Source organism: Ilumatobacter sp. (genome assembly GCF_039969435.1).
Lineage (GTDB): Bacteria > Actinomycetota > Acidimicrobiia > Acidimicrobiales > Ilumatobacteraceae > Ilumatobacter_A.
The window spans coordinates 335,843-358,727 of sequence record NZ_JBDVNU010000009.1 but is presented as its reverse complement, the minus strand read 5'-3'; the positions used below and the strand labels follow the sequence as shown (position 1 = coordinate 358,727).

Genomic DNA, 22,885 nt, shown 5'->3' with positions numbered 1-22,885 from the left:
GAGCACGGCGTCCCGCAGCGGTGGGAGCGGCGAGCGTGGGGTCAGACGGCGCCGATGACGTGGGTCTGGATGCCTTCGAGCACGGTGGTGAGTCGCCCGTCGGGTCCGGTGATGGCCACGTCGCACACGACCATGTTCGGTGTCGACCGTCGACCCGTGAGCACGGCGACGTGGCGTCCGTGAGCCGGTGGGTCGAGGTGCCGGATCCGTTCGATGCCGGTGGGCAGCGACCGCGCACCGAGCAGATGGTGGGTCCACCTGAGCGCGAGTTGGAGCCCACCGTCGAGCAGCGCCGGGTCCGATGTCCACGCCGCCGGTGGCCACGCGAGCCCACCGACGCCGACGAGTGCTGCCGAGAGACCGCCGGGCGACACGTGATCGACGGACCGGATCACCTGGAATGCGCTCCCGTGGAACAGCACCTCGCCGTCGTACACGACGCCCGACCAGGCCTCGCCGCCCGTGACGTCGCCGGGACCATCGACGACCGGACGTGCCGGAGCGTCCGTCGTGAGCAGCGCGGTGCACCGATAGTGGGGACGCTTCGTGCCGGCGTCGACCAGATCGAGTGCGAGTGTCGTCGATGTCGGTGACGAGTCGGTCGTGCGTGCGGTGATCTCCACCTCGAGTGATCCGTCGTCGAAGTAGTCGTCGAGCAGCAGCCCCTTCAGGACCCGGACGTCGCTGAGTTCGACCAGGCGGAGGTCGGGGCGGTGTTCGGCCGCCGCCCGGGCGAACCACTCGACGGCGAAGGCCACGGGCACGACCGGCGTGCCGTCGACCGCGTGGTCCGCCAGCTGTGGGTGACTCGCACGCGTCACCGTGACGACCGAGATGGTCGGCGAGGCGTCGGTGGTCTCCGTCGTGCTCGCCGAGCCGACGGGCGACGGGAGACCCGACCGGGTCGTCGGCTCGTCGGGTGCCGGCGTGGAATCGGCGCCGGGTGCACCCGAGACGATCCGCATCCCCATGTTCGACACCTCGTAGATCCGCAGTCCGTCGCACCACAGGGAACCGGATCCGACCACGAACGGACCCGACTCGTCGACGCCGGTCTCGGTGATCTCCATCGTCGACGTGATGAGCGTGTTCAGCGGAGTCACCTGACCGCGGTACTTCCAGGTCATCGGTGCGTCGAGCAGGATCGGCTCGAAGCGGGCATCCTCGATGCCGTCGGCCATCCCCGAGTCGATCATGTGGAACTGCAGGAGTTGGAGCAGGGCCTCGACACCCAGAGAGCCGGGTTGCACCGGGTCCTGGAAGAAGTGCGCCTTGAAGAACCACTCGGAGACGTCGACGTCCTTCTCGCCACGCACGACGCCGAGACCGTTGCGTCCGGCACCGGGGATCCGGGTCACGCGATCGATCATCAGCAGCTGGTCCCCGGCGAGACGAGCGGTCCCGGCGAAGGCGGCGCCCGTGCGCCCGGTGAGGTCGATCGTGTCGCCGCCGACGAGATCGATCGACGCGCGGTCCGATTCGGCGATCGGGAGTCCGGCCTGGTCCTCGAAGGCGGCGGGTGGGAAGAAGCCGAAGACCGTGGTCATCGTGTACACGACCCGATCACCGAGTGAGCACTCGACGTCGAACCCCTCGATGACCATTCCTCCGGCCTGCGAGACGCTCGTCAGTTTCACCCGGGTGGTCAACGTGCCGGCGGTGCGGGTGAGTTCGCCGACCAGGGTGCCGGTGCCGTCGAGGTTGCGGAACAACACGTCGGTGGGCATCGCGGACGCAGAACCCACGGCGGACGCGACCCAACCGCAGGGCTGGAGAGCCGCTTCGAGCAGCACGGCGTACGGCATCGTCTCGGCGCCGTTCTCGTCGAAGTACCACGCGTCGTGGGGGATGTCGTACTCGCACACGATCTCCATGCCCGCTTCGCACACGTCGAGGTCGCCGACGATCTCGGTGATCCGACTGATGAAGAGATAGGGCTCGCCGGGCAGTCGGGGTGATCGCCGGGTGCCGTCGAACACCTCGTACATCGTGCCGAAGGCGTCCGACGGCTTGCCCCATGCCGTGGACAGGATCGCCTTGCGGTCGAAGGGGAGCCCGTCGGGCCCGGTCGCGACGGCGACCGGCTCCTCGAACCCCGCGTACAGCTCCGGCATCGTCGACAAGGGCCACCCGGGCACCAGTTCGACGCCGATGCGATGGGCGTGGAACGCAGCGGCGCCGTCGACGAATCCGACGACGTCGCAGATGATCGTCGGGTGCGGGCCCGAGTGGATCTCCTCGACGTGCAACTCGTAGGCGACTCGGCTCGTCTGCGGGTTGATCTCGCCGCGGCACTTCAGTTCGAACGGCTGATCGGGCAGCGGCTGGAAGCGCCAGCCGTCGGCGCGCAGGGTGTGACCGAGCGCTGCCAGGTAGATCGACATCGCCTCGATGCACGCTTCGACCATGAAGTTGCCGGGCATGCACGGGTCGTTCTTGAAGTGGCCGTCGAAGAACCAGGCGTCGTCGGCCACATCGGACTCGCAGCGCATGAAGCCGCGCCCCCACGGCCCGCCGGTCGGGTCGAACTCGGTGACCTCGTCGATGAACAGTTGATCGCCGGCCTGGATCCGCGGGGACCGTGTGTGGGTCTCCGCCCACTCGAACCCGGGCCCGAAGCACTCGAGCGTCCGGCCTTCACTGAAGGCGACGACGTCCGAGCGGTCGAACGACGTCTTGGTGCAGACGACGACGGGAGGATCGACGCGAGCATCCGGTTCGAGCGCCCGTCGTCCCGCCTCGGGCGTCCACACGAGTCCGAGCGCGTCGTCGAGTTCGGCGGCCGTGAAGAACCCGGCCTGAGCGTCGCGAACCGTCAGGCGCGGTTCGCCGTCGACGGTGCAGTCGTACTCGAAGAAGAACAGACGGATGTCGCCGTGCCGTGCGTGCCCGGTGATGCGGATCTCGTACTCGAGCGTCTCTCCCGGTGAGGGGAGGTCGCCGTGGTAGGTGAGCGTGCATCCGAGCAGGCGGTAGGAGCGCTCGCCGCGCGTGACGAGGTCGATCCCCATGTAGCTGATCAGCATCAGGTCGGCCTGCCCCGCTTCGATCATGAACCCCGCGGGCATGTATCCGTCGTGGAGGAACCATGCGTCGGCCACGACATCGGTCTCGGTCCAGATCGTGCCGGTGCCGAGCACACCCGCCTCCGCGACGAGGCCGGTCACCCGGTCGGCGAGCAGCAGTGGCGGTTCGGGCATCCGGCACTGGATCGTGTACTGGTCCTGGGGCTCGAACATCGGCCCGAACAACTCCGAGATCCGCCCCGACGAGTGGATCTCCAGCTCCCTCTTGTCCCAGGTGGGCCCTGTGGGCGTGGCGCGACCGGAGGTCGGGACGACCTCGGGTCGGTGCGGCCCGTCGGCGTCGAGCGCGTCCACCGGCAACGGGTTCACGGGGAGCGGGTCCACGGGAGCCGACGGAGCGGGCTCCGGGGTTCTCGGCGGCGACGCAGGCGACGCGACCGCATCGGAGGTGTGCGGGATGTCGGCGAGCGCACCGAGTGCCACGGCGCGCTGTGCCAGGAAGTGCTGGTGCACGGTCGACTGCTGGTCGAGGAACCGCTGGTGCAACGCAGCGACCGAGGCCATCTGGCTCTGCACGATCGCAGCGGCCTGGGTCGCGGGCGAGTCGTCCGCAGGCGACGACCCGGCGGGGGGTGCCTCGGCGTGGTCGTGTCGCGATCGGGGCGGGAGCGGTGCTGTCGCCGGTGGCGGGTCCGCAGGGGTTCGTTGCGGGTCGGTCGACGGCGATGGATCCGACGTCGCGCGCCGTGCAGTCGAGTTCGACGCAGTGAAGGGTGTCGGCGGGCGCTCGACCGCGTCCATGAACACCGACGGGAGCGCCGGGGCGGGCGGCATCTGCTGGAACGTCGGACGTGGAGTCGCAGCGGACGTCGACGCGCCGACCAAGGACTCGGCCTCGGACTCGGTGCGCGTGAGCGGCATCCACGCGGAGTGGGCGGGGAACGACAGCGTCGGACCGTCGGACGCGGGCGGCACTGGGTCGCGTCGGTCGAGTCGTGCGGTGAGCGCGGAGTGATCGACGTCGACCCCCGCGGCCACGAGGGCCGCAGCGACCTCGAAGACCTGCTCGATGTCGTGGTCGCGTCGGTCCAGGTGGACGGCGACGATGTCGTGGCCGTCGAGGATCTGCCGGATGAAGTTCGTGCACGCCCCCGACGGGCCGTGCTCGACGAAGATGCGCACGCCGTCCGCGTGCGCAGCCCGGATGGTCGTGGGGAAGTCGACCGTGTTCTCGGCCTGTCGGGTGATCACCTCGGCACAGCGCTCCCGGCCGATCTCGTACGCGCCACCCGCACCGTTCGAGTAGAACCGGACGCCGTCGACCGGCGTGACCGCTCGCGTGTGGACGTCGACCCACTGCTGGTGGAACGCAGCGGCGACCTCGGGGACGTGGCAGGCCAGGTTGTAGTCGACCGGTCGGCATCGCTGGCGTCCGATTGCGTCGACGACGCGATCGCAGGCCGTCGAATCACCGCCGATGACGACGTCGCGTGCGGTGTTGATGATGGTGAGATGGACCCGTTCCTCGTCGGCGATCGCTGCGCGCACCTCATCGAGCGGTGCGAGCACGTTCCACAGCGACCAGTCGGCCGACTCGACACCCCACGCCCGCGCCACGGCGGTGAACTCGACGCCGATCTCTTGCTCCAACATGCCGCTGGCCTCGATCTCGGCGCGCATCGCGTCCATGTCGGTCCAGGCGCCGAAGGCGAACAGGCTGTTCGTCTCGCCCGACGAGTACCCGATCGACGCCTGCGGCCGGAGTCCGAGGATCCCGCGTGACACCTGCACGTGTGCCTGGCTGATCAGCGCCGTACCCCACAGGAAGTCGGTCGGGTTCGGTGCGTGTTCCGGATCGAACACCCACCCGGCCACGTCGCGCAGCGGGAACTGGGTCGAGTTGGGAGTGGTGATCTCGGGGAGAGCGGCCAGCAACTGTCGGCCCATCCCGTTGTAGGCCGCTCCGCCGGCGGTGAAGACGAAGGCCATCTCGCCGACGAGTGGCTCCGACCGGAAGTGGACACCCGTTCCCGCCGGCTTGCCCGCTGCGATGTGCAACCGTGCGCGCTCCGCACGCGACTCGAACTGCGCCTCGTCGTCGGCGACGATCACCAGACGCGCGGCGCCGTCGGTCGACTCCACGCCGGCCGCGAGGTCGGCGAGCACGGCCGCCGAGTCGGCCCCGGCGAACACGTGGAGGCGTGGCGCGGGAATGCGACTCGGTGCCGGATGGTCGGTGGCCTCGGCCAGGGAGACCGAACATCGGGTGTGGAGTGGGTCAGACCCCTGCCACACCCCCGGAGCTTCCGTCATCGCCACGACGTCGACGGTCGCGGTGCGCGGCCCCGCTCCGGACGGGAGGGTGGAACCCGATGCGGGGTTCGACGCAAGGATCGGGTCGCCGCCCGGTGCCACACGATGTCGCAGTGACACCGCGGCGGCTGCGACGTGGAGCAGTCCCGACGCCGTGTGCGCATGACCGAACAGTTTCGTGATCTCGCTGTCGTCGCACCCGGCCACGAGGTGCAGATCGCCACGCGGTCGCGGTTCCTGGTGCTCGCCGCCGTCTGCCGTCGGACCGGTCGTCACGAGTGCATGGATCGTGTCGCCGTCGCTCACGGCGTCGTCGAGTCGCTTCAGGATCAGCATCACCGCGGCGTCACCCGGAGCGGCGGTGCTGTCGACGTCGAGCATCTCGCGCGCCGCGAGGTGCACTGCGTTGCAGGACAGATCGGCGGCACCGACGAGCGCGACGTCGAGGTCACCCGTGCGAAGTGCCCGCACCGCGAGTTCCAGCGCATCGACACCGCTGCGTTCCTCGGAACTGACCGTGAAGCTCGGGCCGCTGATGTCGTACTGGCTGTTGACCCGGTTGGCGACGAGGTTCGGCATCGTGCCGAGGACGCCGGCCGAGTCGAGCGCCGGGCCGACGGCGTCGAGAGCCGCGTCGATCCACTCGACGGATTCGCCGAGTTGTTCGGCGAGACGCGTGATGCGCCAACGCACGCCGAAGCGCGCGGCGTCGGGGTCGGTACCCATCCCGACGTAGACGCCGGTCCGGTCGGCGGGGATCGGTCCGCAGTCGGCGAGTGCCTCGTCCGTGACCCGCAGGATCGCCAGTTGCTGACCCAGCGCCGCACGCAGGTCGTTGGGTGGGAACTTCAGGCCGGCGAGCGGGAGTTCGACGTCGGGCATGGACCCGTTGCCGTCGGCGTCGAGGCAGGACGTCCCGGCGAGCAGCGCCTCGGTGAACGCGTGGCGACCGACCGCCGACGCCGCCGTGACGCCGAGCCCGACGATCGCGATCGGCGTCGTCGATGCGGCCGGCGCATCCGTGTCGGGATCGGAGTCGACGCGGGCGACGAGCGTGGCGGCCGTACCCGGTTCCTCGAGGACGAGGTGGGCGTTGTTGCCTCCGAACCCGAACGCGGACACTCCGGCGCGCAGCACGCCGTCCGTCGTGTTCTCACGGTCCCAGGGTTCGGGCGCGTGCAGGATCCGGAAGGGAGAGTCGGTGATGACGTCGAGCGAGTCGTCCGCGTGCAGCGTCGGCGGCCGGACCTCGTGGCGCATCGCTTCGATCACCTTGATCACGCCGGCAACGCCGGCCGCGGTGATCAGGTGCCCGGTGTTCGACTTCAGCGATCCGATCGGGAGGTCGGCGCAGTCGCCGTACACGGATGCCGACGACTCGATCTCGATGCGGTCGCCGACCGGCGTCCCCGTGGCGTGACACTCGAGCAGCGAGATGTCCGTCGCGTCGAGTCCGGCCCGCCCGAGCGCCTGGGCCATCGCGACCGCCTGACCCGACGAGGACGGGACGAGCATGCCCTTGCCGCGCCCGTCGTTCGAGAGACCGACGCCGCGGATGATGCCGTGGACGGTGTCGCCGTCGCGCACGGCATCGTCGAGGCGGCGCAGTGCGAGGAAGCCGCAGCCCTCTGCGGGGACGAGACCGTCGGCCTGGTTGTTGAACGGCCGTGACCGCCCGGTCCGGCTCAGCGCCTGGAGTGCCGTGAACCCGGTGTGGATGAACAAGTCGTCGGCGCAGTTGACCGCACCGGCCAGCATCAGGTCGGCGTCTCCGTCGTGCAGACGGTCGCACGCCAGTTTGATCGCGTACAGGCTGCTCGCGCAGGCGGCGTCGAGGGCGAATGCGCCGACGCCGAGCCGCAGCGCCCGTTCGAGGAGCAGCGCGGGCAGGCCCGAGTTGAAGCGGTTCCGAGGGTCGGTCGGCGCGAGATCGTCGATGTCCCGGTCCACGGCGTCGCGCGCCCACACCGCCTGGGCGTAGGCCGCCATGCCCGCCGACGGGAACGACAGGTTGCCGAACACGGCGCCGAATCGTCGGGCGTCGGACCGGTCGTGGCCGGCGTCGCGCAGCGCCGCGCGTGCCGTGTGCAGCGTCCAGGTGACCACCGGGTCGAGCCCGGCGATCTCGTCGGCGGGGATCGCGAAGCCGTCGGGATCGAAGACGTCGTCGAAGCCGCGCACGTAGCCGCCCCGATCGGACCACGTTCGGTCACGACCGTCACCACTCGGATCGCACATCACCTCGTCGCGGTCGACTCCCCATCGGTCCTCGTCCACGGTGGTGATCAGGTCGGTCCCGGACTCGACGGCGCGCCACAGTTCCTCGGGTGACATCGCGCCCGGGAGCACGCAGGCACGTCCGACGATCGCGATCGGTACGAACGAACTCACGGGCGAGATCACGGGTGACGTCCGGTCACGCGCCGACGGCGACGGCCGACCGCTGTGCCTCGGCCGACGGCTGCACGCCACCGCCCAGGAGCACCTCGACCTGATCGCGATGTCGGCTCGCGATCTCGTCGACGAACATCTGCGCACCGTCGTCGAGGTCGATGAGTTCCACACCCATCGCCTCGAAGTGGGACTTCAGCGACGGCGTGACCATGCCACCCGCCCACGGGCCCCATCCCAACGACTTGACGATGCACGACTCGCCACGACGGCGCCGTTCGGCGACGGCCACCTTGTTGAGGACCTCGTTGGCCATGGCGTAGTCGGCCTGTCCGGTGTTGCCGCTGTGGGCAGCGACGGAGGAGAACAGGCAGAGCAGTCGAAGGTCGTCGTCGGCGGTGGCGGCGAGCAGGTTGCGAATGCCGAGCACCTTGGTGTCGAAGACGAGGTCGAACTGGTCGGTCGTCTTGTCGACGATCAGCTTGTCGGCGAGCACGCCGGCGCCGTGGACCACGCCGGTGATCGAGCCGAACCGCTCGCGGGTGGCGACGCACGCGTCGGCGACGGATCGGGCGTCGGTGATGTCGGTGGCGACGTATGTGGCGGTGCCCCCGACCCGCTCGATCTCGGCGACGGTCGCCCGGATCTCGCGGCCGGCGAGGATTCCGCCGACGGTCCGCGAGAGTTCGTTCGGGGTGAGGGTCGTGCCGGCCGCCACCGCTTCGTCGAGGACGACCCGCTTGAGTGCAGCGTCGTCCGGCGCGGCGGCGTGGGTCGGGCTCTCGTCGACGAGTTCGGACCTGCCGAGCAGGACGAAGGTCGCCTGCGACGCTCGGGCCAGTTCGATGATCGTCGTCGCCGTGACGCCACGACCGCCTCCGGAGACGACGATGACGTCGTCGGCTCCGATCGGCGTCGCGCCGGGGTCGGCATCGACGGGTGTGGTGCGAACGGAGTACCGGCGCCCGTCGAGGGCCAGGCCGATCTCGCGTTCGTCGCCGCCCGACAGGAGTTCGGTCGTGATGACCACAGCGATCGCGTCGGGCGACAACGAGCCTCGCTCGACGTCGATCGACTTGATCGTCGTCCCCGACCATTCGATCGCAGCGGTGCGCGCCAGGCCGGTGAGACCGGCCGACCACGCTGCGGTCGGCGTGCACGCATCGGAGCCGAAGCGTCCTCCGAGCGCCGAGACCACCACGAACGAGCCACCCGCGGCACCGCGGGAGAACTGCTGGGCTGCGGCGAATGCGTCGCGGTTGATCGCCGAGCTCTCGTCGGCGTCGGTGACGTCTCGCAGACCGGTCAGCAGGATCACGCTGGAACCGCGGTCGGCCGATGCGGTGTCGGCGAGGTGTGCGTCGATGCCGGCGTCGGTCAGCGCGCTGACGAGCGCGTCACCGATTCCGGACCCGCCGTCGACGACGTGGACCCGACGACCGCGGATGCCGCTGAGTGGTCGGACGGGCTCGGAGATCGGAACTTCGACGACGCGCAGGACATGGCGACCGAACGAGGTCGATCCGGTCACGGGTGGTTCGTCGAGCTCGATCGTCTCGGTGGGCATCGACGTGCCGCCACCGGTCGCACTGTCGTTCTGTTGGGCGAGGTAGTCGACGATCTGGCCGAGGGTGTCGAGTGAGGCCATGACGCCGAGGTCGACGTCGGGGAGGGTGGGGACGGCGTCTTGGACGGCGCTGAGGATCTCGACGCGTTTGATGGAGTCGATGCCGAGGTCGGCTTCGAGTTCCATGTCCATGGTGAGGATGTCGGCGGGGTAGCCGGTGCGGTCGGCGACGATCGTCAGCATCACTGCGGTCATGTCCACGGCGTCGGGGGTGGGAGCACTGCCGTTGGAAGACGGAGCCGGTGCCGGTGCGGGTGCGGCCGGTGCGGCGGGTGCGGTCGGCGTCGGCGCGGTCGGCGCCGGCGCGACGACCGGGGCCGGGGCGACCGGCTCGACGGGAGCGACCGCTGCCGGAGCAGGAGCGGCGGCGGTGCCGACCGGTGTGACGGTGCGGGGTGCGGTGGTGGGGACGTCCACGCCGGCGAGGCGGCCGAGCACGGCGAGGCCGTCCTGGGCAGCGTCGAGGAACGCCGCGTGGGACCTGGCCATCGAGTCGAGGTAGGCGGTGTGCGCATCAGCGGTCTGCTGCTGGGCCGCTTGGTATGCCGCCAGGACACTGGCGGCGGCAGGGGTGGGCACGGGAGCGGGCGCGACCGGTACGGGTGAGGCCGGAGCGGCGCTGATCGGTGCGGGTGCCGGTGCTGGCGATGCGGCGACGGGTGCGGGTGCGGCGGGCGCCGGGGATGGCGCTGCCGGGGGAGCAGCGGTCGGCGTCACCGCGTCGGGGACGGTCGGAGTCGGTCGGGCGGTCACGGTGGGATTCGGTCCGACGAGTTCGGTGAGGTCGTGCGGCGGATACGGCGACCCGGTGTTGGCACCGTTGATGGGGATCGCGAGCTTGGCCGCGGCGACCACGGAGTTGGCGGGGTCGTCGTACTCGGACCACAGTGCGCCGAGGTCCATCTCCACACCAGCGGCCGCGAGTTGCCCGAGCCCGCGGAGCAGCGGCGTGAGGTCGGACGCGTTCTGCTTGTCGAGTTGGATGGCGGCGTGGTCCCGACCGTCGAGGATGCGTCCGATCAGCGACGTGAGGACGGACCCGGGCCCGACCTCGACGAACGTACGGGCACCGGCGTCGTACATCGCTTCGATCATCTCGACGAAGCGGACGGAACTGGCGATCTGCCCGCTCAACTGCACCCGCATCTCGCCGGCCCCGGTCGGATAGGGGGCGGCCGACGCGTTGGCGAACACGGGCATCGTCGGTGTGTCGAACTCGATCCCGTCGAGGAAGGTGCCGAACTCGGCACTCGCGCCACCGACGATCGGAGAGTGGAAGGCCGTGGCGACGTCCAGCCGCTTGAACCTCACCTCGGAGGCCGTCAGGTGTGACTCGACTGCCTCGATCGCGTCCGTCGCACCCGACAGCACGACCTGGGTGGGGCCGTTGTGGTTGGCGACCACCACGTCGGCGCCCGACTCCTCGACCAGTGTGCGGACCTCGTCGATCGAGCCGACCACGGCCGTCATCGAGCCCGGGGTCGTGGCAGCGTCGGCCATCAGTTCGCCGCGGCGTCGGGCGACGTCGATCATGTCGGCGGCCGACAGCACGCCGGCGGCGTGCAGCGCCGTGATCTCGCCGAAGCTGTGACCGCCGACCTGTGCGGCGGTCACCCCGATGGATCCGAGCAGGCGCAGCAGGGCCATGCTCGTGACACCGATCGCGGGCTGCGCCCACTCCGTCCGGGTGAGGCGGGCGGCGTCGATCGCGGCGGCGTCGTCGGCGAAGGTGGTGATCGGGAAGACGACGTCGTGGAGCGGTTCACCCGCCCAGTCGCAGTCGGCCGCCAGGTCCCACGCGGCCATGGCCTCGTCGAAGTTCATCGCGGTCGCGCTGCCCATCGACACGTACTGGCTGCCCTGCCCGGGGAACACGAACGCCACGTCGCCCGCCGGTCGACCGACGCCGTAGGACACGCCGGACGGCATGGTGAATGCGTCGTCGGGTGCGGCCTCGATGCGCGTGATCGCCTGTTCGAGCCGTTCGCGCAGTTCGTTCTCGTCGGCCGCCACGACGGCGAGGCGGACGCCGGCCGCTGCGGTGTGCGCGGACTGGCTGCTGTGTGCGAGTCGTGCGAGTGCGCCGGCGTCGGTGAGCGAATCGGTGTGCGTGCGGGCCTGTGCGACGAGGTCCTGGGCGTCGGTGCCGTCGAGCACGACGAGTTCGGGTCCGCTCGTCCGCAGGCGCGGGGCACGAGTCCCCGAGCCGGTGTACTCCGAGAGCGTGATGTGGAAGTTGGATCCGCCGAACCCGAAGGAACTGACCGATGCGCGCCGTTCGTGATCGGAGCTGCGCACCCAGGGGCGCGTCCGGGTGTTGAGGTGGAACGGCGAGTTCTCGAGATCGAGTTCCGGGTTCGGACGCTCGATCTTGGCGGTCTGCGGCAGCACCTTGTGGTGCACCGCCATGACCGCTTTGAACAACCCCGCAGCGCCGGCCGCCGACTTGGTGTGGCCGATCTGGCTCTTGACCGAACCGAGCGCACACCACTGGCGGTCGGGGCGTCCGGATGCTTCGAAGGCCAGTTCGAGCCCTCCGAACTCCGCGGCGTCGCCCGCCACCGTTCCCGTGCCGTGCGCTTCGACGAGTTCGACGGTCTCGGGCCCGTACCCGGCCTTGGCGTAGGTGGCTCCGAGCGCCCGGGCCTGACCCGACGACACCGGTGCGTAGACGCTCTTGGAACGTCCGTCCGAGCTGGAACCGACGCCGTTGATGAGCGCGTAGACGTCGTTGCCGTCGCGCTCGGCGTCGTCGAGACGCTTGAGCGCGAACATGCCCAGGCCCTCACCGAGCATGGTGCCGTCGGCCTGGTCGGAGAACGGCCGGATCTCCTCGGACTTGGACAGTGCCGGAGTCTTCGAGAAGCACATGTACATGAAGATGTCGTTCATGGTGTCGACGCCACCGGCGATGACCAGATCGCTGTCGCCAAGGTAGAGCTCGTTCACGCCCATCGAGATCGCCGAGAACGACGATGCACACGCTGCGTCGGTGACACAGTTGGTGCCGCCGAGATCGAGTCGGTTGGCGATGCGCCCGGCGACGACGTTGCCGAGCAGGCCGGGGAAGGTGGCCTCGGTCCACTCCGGGTGCAGGTCGGCGATCCGGTCGCAGGCGGCCTGGGCGGCCTCTTCGGGCACACCGGCGCGACGCATGCCCTGGAGCCACAGCGGCCGGTTCATCCGGCTGACCATCGATCCGAACAGCTCCTGACCCGACGTGACCCCGAGGATCACCGACGTGCGCGAACGGTCGAGTTCGCCGATCTGCCCGCGTGTGGCGTCGTCGAGGACGCGCTGGGCGACGATCAAGGCGAGGAGCTGGGCGGTGTCGGTCGAGTCGACCGACGACGGCGGGATGCCGAACTGCATCGCGTCGAGTTCGACGGTGTCGAGGAATCCGCCGCGGCGGCCGTAGGTCTTGTCGGGTGCCGTGATGTCGGGGTCGTAGTGGTCGTCGACCAGCCAGTGCGTCGAGGGAACGGCGGTCATCCGGTCGGTGCCGGCGACGATGTCGTTCCAGAAGCCGGTCGAGTCGGTCGACCCGGGGAAGAGAGCCGACACGCCGACGACGGCGATCGGTGGGCGCCGGGTCCGGGAATCGGGGTGGGTGTGGCTGGTCGTCATGGAGGTCCTGAAGCAGATCGAGGTCGCGCTCAGTGGAGCGCCGGGATGTCGAGCGGGCGGGGTCGGTAGTCGAAGCCGGACGGATCGACGGCGACGCCGAACGTGCGGAGCTGGTGGGCGCGCGTGACGACGGCTGCACCCTCGAGCAGGTTCATCGCCACCTGGGCCGCGGTTCGTCGAGCTGGATCGGCGAGGAAGGAGCCGGCCGTCCACTCGTTGAACGCCCCCATCGCTGGTCCGCACCAGATCTGGTAGTCCAGCATCCGTTCGCTCTGGCCGTCGATCGCCCAACGGCTGGACTGCCCGAGGTAGCTGCGGAACGTGAGGGCCATCAGGTGGCGCGGCTCGCGTTCGGCTCGCTCGACCTGCGCGGGATCGCGATCCATCCAGAAATCGCGGGTCGATTCCCAGCACTCGGCGACCGTGGTGCCGAGGATCTTCTCGAGCTCGGCGATCTCGTCGGCGGGGATGTCGTCGAGCGATCGGTACGAACGGTAGAGCTCGTAGAGCTTCTTGGCCCGCGGCGCGAACATCGTGCCGCGCTTGAGGACCTGGAGGTCGACGCCGAGTTCGAACATGTCGGCGGCGGGTGCCATGGTGATGTCGGCGATCCCGGCCGTGGCGAGCATCTGCTTGCCTTCGTCGGACAGGCCGGACTCGACGCAGGCTTCGTTGACCGTGCCGGTCAGCACGTAGGAGGCTCCGAGAGCGAACGCCGATGCGACCGCCTGGGGCGTCCCGATCCCGCCTGCAGCGCCGAGCCGGATCGGACGCGTGTAGCCGTGTTCGGCGACGACCTCGTCGCGCAGTGACTGGATGGTGGAGAACAGCGGGCCGAGCGGGCGGTTGTCGGTGTGGCCGCCGCTGTCGCTCTCGACGGTGATGTCCTCGGCGACCGGCAGAGACGCGGCGAGGTCGGCCTCGGCGGCGGTGAGCTGCCCCTGCGCCACGAGGGCGTCGAGCATCCGGCGCGGCGGCGGGCTCATGAAGTGGCGTGCGACCTCGGGGCGCGAGATCTTCGCGAAGACCATGTTCGGCCTCCGGACCCGCCCGGAGTCGTCGAGGGTGATTCCGCTGGCGGCGTAGCGCACGATCGCCGGCGTCAGCGACATGTACGCAGCTGCCGACACGCGTCGCACCCCGCGCTCGATGTAGAGGTCGGCGACCGCCGCCTCGAGCTCGGGTTCCTGGGGGGAGTGGATCAGGTTGCAGCCCCACGGAGCCCCCGACGGCCCGAGGGTGGCCGTGAGTTCGTCGACGGCCAGCGCGATCCGGTCGCGAGCGAGGCCCGCGGCTCCGAAGAACCCCATGCACCCGGCGCGGGCCATCGCGATGACGAGGTCGGTCGTGGCGATGCCGTTGGCCATGGCACCGCTGACGTACGGGAACCGGGTGCCGTGGACCTCGGTGAAGCTGCGATCGCCGAGCCACTCGGGGAACATCGGAGGCAGTACGGCCGCCACCGGCCACGACTCGGGCGTGCCGACCTCGACCATGGATCCCTCGACGGCCACGCCGCGGGCGCCGGACGACGGGTCGAGGACGACGTAGACGCGCTCGCGCAGTTGCTCGGTGATGTCGGCGATGGCGGTGGGCGTGAACGCTGGCGGCTGCGACGTGATCAGACCTGCGATCGCCCCGTCCGTGACGCACTCCACCGCGAGCTCCGAAGCACTCACGGCGCCGCCGGACCGCGGTACTCCACGGGGCGTGGAGGATGAGTCGACACGTACCGCACGGAAGGACGACCCTACTTCGTCGGAGGGGTCGACCGATCGGCGCGGCCCGCTCAAAACGGGGGGTGACTTCGGTCCGAGATCGCCCGACACGGGCGAGTGGGGCAACGTGTCAACGACTGTTGGGCGCAGCGACGGGCGCAGCCGCCTTCGCCCAGGATCTCGCGACCGCCGCGGCCGTCCTCTCGTGAGCCGGCTTCACCCCGCCGGAGCCCGGTCCGACACCGGGGTGTCGGCATCCTGTGCGGCCAGCCACTCGCGCTTCGTCGCGCGCCATGCCTCGTCGGTGTGATCGCGACGCCAGTAGGGCGAGATCGAGGCACGCTCGCGATCGACTCCACGATGCTCGAGGAGGTACCGGCGGACGGCACGCACCTCGGACGCTTCACCGTGGACGAACACGTCGACGGTGCCGGGTCGCCACGAGAGCGACGCGACGGCATCGGCGAGCAACGTGTCGGGCTCGGCGGCGGTACGCCGGTGCAGCCACTTCACGTCGAGCGTGCCGGGACCCGGGAGTTCGATCTCACTGTCGGGTCCGTCGACGACCACCCGCACGGCGCAGTGCGACCCGGCCGGCACGACCTCGAGGGATGCGGCGATTGCGGGAAGGGCGCTCTCGTCGCCGGTCATGAGGTACCAGTCGGATTCGGGATCGGGACGGTAGCCGCCACTCGGACCGACCATCTGGAGGGTGTCGCCGCGCCGGGCCCTCCGTGCCCATCGACCGGCGTACCCGGCGTCGCCGTGTGCGACGAAATCGATGGTCAGCAGACGAGAGGTCTCGTCCCACCTGCGCACCGTGTACCGCCGTCCCCGCGGACGGAGATCCGCATCGAGCGACGACACCTCCGCGGGTTCGAAGGGCGCGCTGTAGGTCGCCGCTTCCGGAACGAACAGCGCATTGACGTACTGGTCGGTGCGGTCGGTCGCTGCGAACGAGTCCAATCCGGGCCCGCCGAAGACGACGCGGATCATCGACGCGCCGAGTCGTTCGATCTGCTCGACCGTCCCGTACATGGGTGGTGTCATCGGTGCTCCCACCTGATGTGCGCTCGGGGAACGACGGAGTCGTCGCTCCTGCTGACTGCAATGGTTGGCGCGCGTGCCATTCAGATCATCGTGTCGTAGAGCTGGTCGAGGAGTGGATCGACTCGGTGGCGGCGTACACGGAACCCTGGTTCGTTCGGGTGTCGGTGACCACGACGCTGCCTGCAACCACCGCCGGGAGTTGCTGCCAGATCGGATTCGCAGCCAGCAGGTCTCGATCCTCCTGCGAGTTGGACACCAGGAGGATCGCGCCCGCGTCGGCGATCTCCCCGAGGTTCTCGATGCTGAAGGGCTCGTCGAAATAGCTGCGGTCGGCGAGGAACGGCACCAGCGTTCCACCCAGTTCCCCGAGCGTGTTCGCCTGGAGTTGGAAGTCGTCGACACCACCGGCGTAGAAGGTGTCGTCAGCGGGGTAGTACTCGACGATCGCGATGGGCGTGGACAGTCGGTCGGCATGGCGCGTGCGGACATCGTCGAGGGCGGTGTCGTAGTCCTCGAGGGCGTCGTCGAGCAGGTCCGAGCGCTCGAGCCAGCCCGCCAGCTGCTCGAGGTCGTCGCGCCATGATCCGTCGCCGGCGATCGGCAGGATCGGAGCGATCTGGCCCAGTTGTTCGGCCTCGCCGTCGTTCAGGTAGATCTCACGGGCGAGGATCAGATCGGGAGCGAGTGCTGCGATCCGCTCGAGGTTCAACTCGGCGTTGTCGATGATCTCGATGCCGTCGAGGTCGATCGGAACGAACGGTGCGACCACGTCCTCCCCATCGCCTCCGAACGCACCGATCGCCGCGACGGGGAGTTCGAGGACGACGGCGGTCTCGAGGTCACGTCGGTTTTCGAGGGCGAGCACACGGAGCGGGTGCAAGGGGATCTCGAAGGTCCCGTACTCGTGGGTGATCGTGGCCGTGGTGGCGACCGACTCCGGGTCGGTGGCCGCAGGGGTGCTCGTCGCCGACTCGGAGGCGGTGTTCGCCGGTTCGGTGCTCGGTGATTCCGTGGTCGGCGGTCCGGTCGTGGGTGACTCGCTCGCCGCGGCGGTGGACTCGGTCGTCGGCCCGCGATCCGGCGCAGCGGAGTCCGACCCGCCGCCGGATCCGCACGCTGCGACGGCCAGCGCGAACGCAACAGCGAGGACCGCCTCCGTACCGATGGATGAACGGATGGTCGTCATGGTAGGCAAGCCTAACAAAGTTTGACCGAAATTCTGTCGAAGAGCGCAGGCACCCAACTCCTGGAACGGGCAGCGGACGGATCACGCCACGATGGCCGCGGCGGCGGCGCCGATCAGGAGGTACGGCCCCAGTGGCACGGTGGCGCCGGTCCGACGAAGCGCGTGGACGACGCTGTGCGGCCACGCGGCCAGGAGGGTGAGCGCGCACGCCAACAGTCCGGCGATCGGGTCGAACCATGACAGGTAGATGCCGAGGGCGGCCGCGAACTTGACGTCACCGAAGCCGATCGACGACGGGCTGACGAGGTGGACGACGAACCACGGTCCGGCGAACGCCACGGCGCCGAGCACGAGGTGGGGGGAGCGGAGCAGCGGTTCGCCGAACGACGCCGCGGCGAGGCCCACTGCACCGACGGCCGCGCAGGGGCCGACGAGGCGGTTCGGGAGTCGGTGGGTCCGGGCGTCCTCGATCGTGGCCGCGAGCGCGAGTGCGACCCCGACGGCGAACGTGGCGACGGCGATGGTCGCCGTCATGGGATCGGTCGTCCGACCCCGACGTCCGGCAGGCGAGGGGCCTCGTCGATCGACCGGTTGGCGGGTTCTGGTCGCACGGGTTCGGACCGTACCGGGGGTGTCGTGGACCAGGAAGGGGGACTCCTCCCCGTTCCCCGTCGACGGGTCCACGCATACCTTGCCTGGTGGGTCGAAACAGCCCGACCGAAGCGAGTCAGCGACATCTCGTCCGCCGTACGCCTCGTGCCCACGAACTCCGAACCCGCCGATCTGGAGCCGAAGATGATGGACACAATCGAGTCAGAACGAGTGAACGGCCACGGCCGATCCTCGACGCAGACACCCGAGAACGACACTCGTCAGGACCCGCCCACCCGATCGAAGGTCGGCCTGCCGACCGCCCCACCCAAGGCACGCAACACGACGTGGATCGCCGCCGGCCTGGTGCTGGTGGTCGTCGCGGGGATCGCGGCGTCGTCGCTGTGGCGGGGCCTGTCCGACCGGGTGGAGGTCCTGGTCGCCGCCGATCTGATCGAGGCCGGCCAGGTGATCACCGAGGCCGACCTCACCACGGCGTCGATCGCCGCGGACGAGAACGTCCGGGCGATCAGCCCCGACGAGCTCAGCACCCTGATCGGCCAGGTCGCCACGGGTCCGATCGGTGCGGGCTCGATCGTCGTGCCCGCGCAGTTCGTCGCCGACGTGACCGGCGACGAGCCCACCGTCATCATCGGCGCCGCACTCCAGCCCGGCCAGTACCCGATCGTCGGTCTCCTGCCCGGTGACCGCGTCCGCATCATCGAGGTCAGTGGCCGGGACGCACTGATCGGCGAGGAAGCCGAGCCGCAGGAGATCGCCGTCGGTGAGATCGTCGAGGTCGCCGGGCTCCAGCAGGCCGACGTGTACCTCGTGTCGCTGCGCATCAACGAGTCCGCGAGTCTCCTGATCTCCGAACGGGTCCAGCAGGGGCGGATCAGCATCGCCCTGCTCGACAGCGGCTTCCCCGACGAGCTGATCGATCCGATCGGCCCGGCCGACCCGGTGGAACCGGGCGAGCCACTGGAACAGGCAGTGCCCGGCGACGACGATGCGGCCACGGAGCCCGATGCGACAGCCGATCCGGAGACCACCGACGACGGAGGCGAGTCGTGACCGTCATCGCCGTCTGTTCGACCCGATCGAGCCCCGGTGCGACGTCACTCGGCATCGCACTCGGCGCAGCGTTCGCCCACCGTGGCGTCCGGCCGCTCCTGATCGAGGCCGACCCGGCCGGCGGTGTGATCGGGCTGCGGTTCGCGATGTCGGCCGACCCGTCGCTGCGCACCCTCTGGGCCGACATGCGCCGAGGGTTCTCAGCCGAGTTGGTGCAGCAGAACTCCGCCGATCTGCGCGGCGTCGACTGTCTCCTCGCGCCGACCGATCCGGCGTTGGCCGCACGGGCGCTCGAACACGTCGCACCGGTGCTCGCCCGTGAGGTCGGCGGTCTGCGCCGGCCGGTCGTGATCGACCTCGGCCGGCTCTCCGACTCGAGCCCCGCCCTCCCCCTCGTCGCCTGTGCGACCCACGTCCTCGTCGTGACCCGCCCTCGGGTCGAAGACGTGCAGTCGCTGCTCTACGGAACCCGCCTGCTGGAGGCGCACGGTCGCCGGCCGTCCATCGTCTCGATCGGCGACGGACCGCATCACCCGGCCGAGGTCGCGACGCTCGCCGGCCTGCCCCTCGCCGCCGTGCTGCCCGACGACCGCACGGTGGCTTCGGCCTTCACGGGAGGTCGCTACGTCGCCCGATCGCTGCGCAGGTCGACCCTGTGGAGGTGCGTCGACGCTCTCGCCGGTCAGTTGATCGGTGCGACGCCGGACGAACCACCGACCCCGCCCCGGCCCCGTCACGTCGACCGATCGGCCCCGATCGTGACCGCGGGCCGCGGTCGAGACATCGCGGCGGCGCCCGTCCCGCCGGCTCCGGTTCCGTCCGCGCCGGCTCCGCCCGCTCCGGTTCCCGCGGCTCCGTTCTCGTCGTCGCCGGTTCGGCCGGCTCCGGTTCCGCCGGCACCGGTCTCGCCGAACGTGTCGCCGGCCGCAGATCGCCGTCCCACCCCGGACCGTCCCCACGTGGCCGACGACCACCTCTGGACGGGTCCCCACGTCGCCGACGATCCCGACATCACGGTGCCGCGTCGACCACACCAGGCCCTCACGGGAGTGGGTGGGCGATGACCTCCACCGAGCACGACCTCGGTCGCCCCGGAGACGCACACGACCTCGGCATCTCCCCGCGACCCGCCGCACCCCTCTCCCAGCCGATCGACCTCGATCTCGTCGCACGCATCCGGGAGGAAGCGGCGGGTGAGATCTCCGAGGTGCGGCGAGCCGACGCCGGTCTGGAGACCGCCGAGATCAGCCCCGAGGACGAGGCGGCACGCGCCGAGCCGATCATCTGGAAGCGTCTCGACGCGTACGCGAGGGAGAGGACCGCTGCGGCGGAGCCGGTGCTCGACCTCGATGCCGAAGAAGCACTCTTCCGGCGGGTGAAGGCCGACCTGTTCGGGCTCGGCGGCTTCGAGGAGTTCCTCTTCGACCCGACCGTGGAGAACATCTTCGTCATCGGGTGCGACCGAGTGTTCGTCAACCGCTCCGGTCAGGTCGCGCCCGATCGTGTGGCGCCCGTTGCCGAGAGCGACGAAGCGCTCGTCGAACTGGTCAACCGGTGGTCGTCTCGACTCGGTCGGACCGAACGTCGCTTCGACGTGTCGAACCCCCGGGTCGACATGCGTCTGCCGGGCGGGTTCCGTCTCCACGCGATCATGGAGGTCACCTCACGTCCGACGATCACGATCCGCTGCCCGCACCACCGCAAGGTCGAACTCGACGACCAGATCCGATTCGGCACCGTCGACGAACCGATGGCGGCCTTCCTCCGTGCCGCGGTGCGCGCTCGCTGCAACATCATCGTCGCCGGTGGCACGGGCACCGGGAAGACGACGCTGCTGCGCTCGCTGCTGTTCGAGGTTCCGGCGCACGAGCGCATCGTCACCATCGAGGACACGCTGGAACTCGGCATCGCAGCGTTCGAGGAGGAGCATCCGAACGTCGTCGAGATGGAGACGCGCCAGGCCAACGTCGAAGGCGTCGGCGAGTTGTCGATGATGGACCTCACCCGCGAATGCCTGCGGATGTCGCCCGACCGCGTGGTGCTCGGCGAGGTTCGCGGTGCCGAGGCGCTCTACATGATGAAGGCGATGAGCCAGGGCAACGACGGCTCGATGTGCACGGTGCACGCCAACTCGGCGAGGGGTGTGGCGGACCGGGTCCGCGGCTACTGCGCCGAGGGTCTCAACGAGATCCCGATGAGCGTGATCGACGGGTTCTACCGCAACGCCGTCGACCTCGTGGTGCATCTCAAGGTGCTCCCCGACATGCGGCGCGTGGTGTCGAGCATCGTCGAGGTCCAGAAGGACAGCGGCGAGGGCATCCGCTACAACGAACTCTTCGCCCCGCGGATCGACGGACCAGCAGTCCGCGAGACGCCGCCCAGCGAGGTCCTGAGTGAGCGTCTGAGCTTCGCCGGATGGAGCCCTGCCACGTGGAGCCCGGTCGGATGAACGAGCAACTGGGATTCGCACTCGTCGCGATGGCTGCGATGGCGGGGCTCGTGGTGGCCGTCGCCGGGTGGCGTGGCAAGGCACTCCGGATCAGCTCGCGCGACCACGATCGCATGTCGGCGGATCAGACACTGCTCCGGTTCGCCCTCGGAGCGTCGACGTGCGTCGTGGTCCTGGTCGTCACGCGTTGGCCGGTCGCCGCGGCCTACGGCGCGGCGTCGGGCTTCCTGTTCCCGACGCTGGCGTCCGCGAGTCGTCGTCGACGCGAAGCGATCGAGCGGGTCGAGGCCATCGCGGTCTGGACGGAGAGCCTGCGCGACACGATGGCGGCGTCGGCAGGAATCCAGGAGGCGTTGAAGCTCTCGGCCCGGGTCGCACCGGCCCCGATCCGCACCGAGGTCCGCGACCTCTCGCTGCGGCTCCAGCACCAGTCGGTCGCACGTTCGCTCAGGCGCTTCGCCGCTGACATGCACCACCCGCTGTCGGACATGGTCGTCGCTTCGCTGATCCTCGCCACCAGCCAACACGCCGGCAGCCTCCAGGGTGTCCTGGCCACGACGGCCAAGGGCGCACGTGACTCGTCGCTGATGTGGCGCCAGATCGAGACCAGCCGGACCCGGACCTACTCCCAGAGCCGACTGGCCGGCTGGATCAGCTTCCTCGTGATCCTGTTCCTGATCATCGCCCAGCGCGACTTCCTGACCCCGTTCGACTCGGCGGGTGGCCAGGTCGCGATGTTCTTCATCTGCGGTGTGTTCTTCCTCTCCGGCGTGATGCTCTACCGGCTCGGCCGACCCGGCGAACCGCGACGTGTCTTCGCCGGGATCGAACGCTGGTCGGACCACTCGACCCACGACTCCCAGCAGGTGGCGCGATGATCCAGGCAGCCATCATCGGCGGACTCCTCGCACTCGGCGTCTGGCTCGTCGTGCGCGGCTGGTTCCCGGCGCCACCGACGCTGTCGGATCGACTCGCCGACTTCTCCGAGGTGTCGATCCACACGAGCGACCAGACCGCGCTGCGCTCGCTGTGGGGACGGATTGCGATGGCGATGATGACCACGGCGAACAGCGGCGACACCACCGACGTCGCCGCCGACGTGGCGGTCACCGACGGCGACATGGAGACCCATGCGCTCGACAAGCTGAACGCCGGAGTCGGTGGCGCCGTCCTGATGGCGACCGTCGGGTACCTGTTCGGGTTCACCCGCAGCGCCTTCGGCATCGCCCTCGTGCTGATCTTCGGCTTCGTCGCCTTCTACTTCGCGCCGGACGTGGAGTTGAAGCGCAAGGCCGTGACCCGGCGCGACGAGTTCAACGAGTCGCTGACGGCGTTCGTCAGTCTGGTCGCCGTGAGCATCTCGGGTGGCGGCGGCGTCAACACGGCCATGGCCGACGCCTCCAAACTCGGGAGCGGTCGGCCCTTCCGCATCCTGCAGGAATCGATCGAGGACTCGGCGCTGCACGGCGAGTCGCCGTGGGGCGGCTTCGACGCACTCGGTCAGAAGCTGAAGATCGTCCCGCTGATCGAACTCGCCGGCGCACTGTCGCTGGCGGGCACGTCCGGTGCACGAGTCACCGAGACGTTGAAGGCCCGTGCCGAGTCGGCGCGTGGACGTGAGTTGGCGGATGCGACGACCGCCGCGGAGAAGAAGAGCGAGTCGATGAACATCCCGGTCGCAGCCATGGTGCTCGGTTGGGCCGGCTTCATGGGCTACCCGGCCGTCGCAGGACTCCTGGGGATCTGACGTGGAATCCGCCGTCACACACCACGCCGACGCTCGGCCGACAGATCTCGGATCGTCCACCCGGACGGTTCAGGGAAAGCAAGCAA

General features: G+C 69.8%; 11 protein-coding genes. 5 read left to right on the top strand and 6 right to left on the bottom strand.

Annotation, left to right across the window (positions count from 1 at the left end):
• Positions 1-41 precede the first annotated feature (41 nt).
• From ABJK40_RS05755 to ABJK40_RS05730, 6 genes are all read right to left on the bottom strand, one after another.
• Entirely contained in the window at positions 42-7,730 is a 7,689-nt protein-coding gene (locus ABJK40_RS05755; RefSeq protein ID WP_348481986.1) for a beta-ketoacyl synthase N-terminal-like domain-containing protein, read from the bottom strand.
• 25 nt (positions 7,731-7,755) lie between these two features.
• The gene (locus ABJK40_RS05750; protein ID WP_348510191.1) at positions 7,756-12,984 is read right to left on the bottom strand and encodes an SDR family oxidoreductase; all 5,229 of its coding nucleotides are present in this window, start codon (positions 12,982-12,984) and stop codon (positions 7,756-7,758) included.
• A gap of 29 nt (positions 12,985-13,013) precedes the next feature.
• Positions 13,014-14,663, bottom strand: a complete 1,650-nt coding sequence (locus ABJK40_RS05745) for a PfaD family polyunsaturated fatty acid/polyketide biosynthesis protein (protein WP_348478329.1) — start codon at positions 14,661-14,663, stop codon at positions 13,014-13,016.
• A gap of 255 nt (positions 14,664-14,918) precedes the next feature.
• Positions 14,919-15,752 carry a siderophore-interacting protein gene (locus ABJK40_RS05740; RefSeq protein WP_348478327.1) on the bottom strand — a complete coding sequence of 278 codons (834 nt, stop codon included), beginning with the start codon at positions 15,750-15,752 and terminating at the stop codon, positions 14,919-14,921.
• Positions 15,753-15,837: 85 nt separating this feature from the next.
• A complete protein-coding gene (locus tag ABJK40_RS05735) occupies positions 15,838-16,938 on the bottom strand; it encodes an ABC transporter substrate-binding protein (RefSeq protein WP_348478325.1) in 1,101 nt (366 codons plus the stop codon).
• A gap of 81 nt (positions 16,939-17,019) precedes the next feature.
• On the bottom strand, positions 17,020-17,472 hold the full coding sequence (locus ABJK40_RS05730; RefSeq protein ID WP_348478324.1) for a prepilin peptidase: 453 nt from the start codon (positions 17,470-17,472) through the stop codon (positions 17,020-17,022).
• Between the two features lie 102 nt (positions 17,473-17,574).
• On the opposite strand from ABJK40_RS05730, the gene ABJK40_RS05725 reads away from it, so the two are divergent.
• From ABJK40_RS05725 to ABJK40_RS05705, 5 genes are read left to right on the top strand one after another with little or no spacing between them, the layout of a single operon-like run.
• A complete protein-coding gene (locus tag ABJK40_RS05725) occupies positions 17,575-18,603 on the top strand; it encodes an SAF domain-containing protein (RefSeq protein ID WP_348510190.1) in 1,029 nt (342 codons plus the stop codon).
• Positions 18,600-19,667, top strand: coding sequence for a hypothetical protein (locus ABJK40_RS05720; protein ID WP_348478322.1), 1,068 nt, complete (start codon positions 18,600-18,602; stop codon positions 19,665-19,667). Before ABJK40_RS05725 ends, ABJK40_RS05720 begins: the two co-directional genes overlap by 4 nt.
• The gene (locus ABJK40_RS05715; RefSeq protein WP_348478321.1) at positions 19,664-21,052 is read left to right on the top strand and encodes an ATPase, T2SS/T4P/T4SS family; all 1,389 of its coding nucleotides are present in this window, start codon (positions 19,664-19,666) and stop codon (positions 21,050-21,052) included. The genes ABJK40_RS05720 and ABJK40_RS05715 overlap by 4 nt, the downstream gene beginning before the upstream one ends.
• Complete coding sequence (locus ABJK40_RS05710) at positions 21,049-21,930, top strand: hypothetical protein (protein ID WP_348478319.1); 882 nt, start codon at positions 21,049-21,051, stop codon at positions 21,928-21,930. The genes ABJK40_RS05715 and ABJK40_RS05710 overlap by 4 nt, the downstream gene beginning before the upstream one ends.
• A complete protein-coding gene (locus tag ABJK40_RS05705; RefSeq protein WP_348478318.1) occupies positions 21,927-22,799 on the top strand; it encodes a type II secretion system F family protein in 873 nt (290 codons plus the stop codon). The genes ABJK40_RS05710 and ABJK40_RS05705 overlap by 4 nt, the downstream gene beginning before the upstream one ends.
• Positions 22,800-22,885: the final 86 nt, after the last annotated feature.

Bases quoted from the DNA above. Each gene is read 5' to 3' on its own strand.
- ABJK40_RS05730 (WP_348478324.1), bottom strand. From the start codon at position 17,472: ATGACGGCGACCATCGCCGTCGCCACGTTCGCCGTCGGGGTCGCACTC.
- ABJK40_RS05710 (WP_348478319.1), top strand. From the start codon at position 21,049: ATGAACGAGCAACTGGGATTCGCACTCGTCGCGATGGCTGCGATGGCG.
- ABJK40_RS05740 (WP_348478327.1), bottom strand. From the start codon at position 15,752: ATGACACCACCCATGTACGGGACGGTCGAGCAGATCGAACGACTCGGC.
- ABJK40_RS05705 (WP_348478318.1), top strand. From the start codon at position 21,927: ATGATCCAGGCAGCCATCATCGGCGGACTCCTCGCACTCGGCGTCTGG.
- ABJK40_RS05715 (WP_348478321.1), top strand. From the start codon at position 19,664: ATGACCTCCACCGAGCACGACCTCGGTCGCCCCGGAGACGCACACGAC.
- ABJK40_RS05735 (WP_348478325.1), bottom strand. From the start codon at position 16,938: ATGACGACCATCCGTTCATCCATCGGTACGGAGGCGGTCCTCGCTGTT.
- ABJK40_RS05750 (WP_348510191.1), bottom strand. From the start codon at position 12,984: ATGACGACCAGCCACACCCACCCCGATTCCCGGACCCGGCGCCCACCG.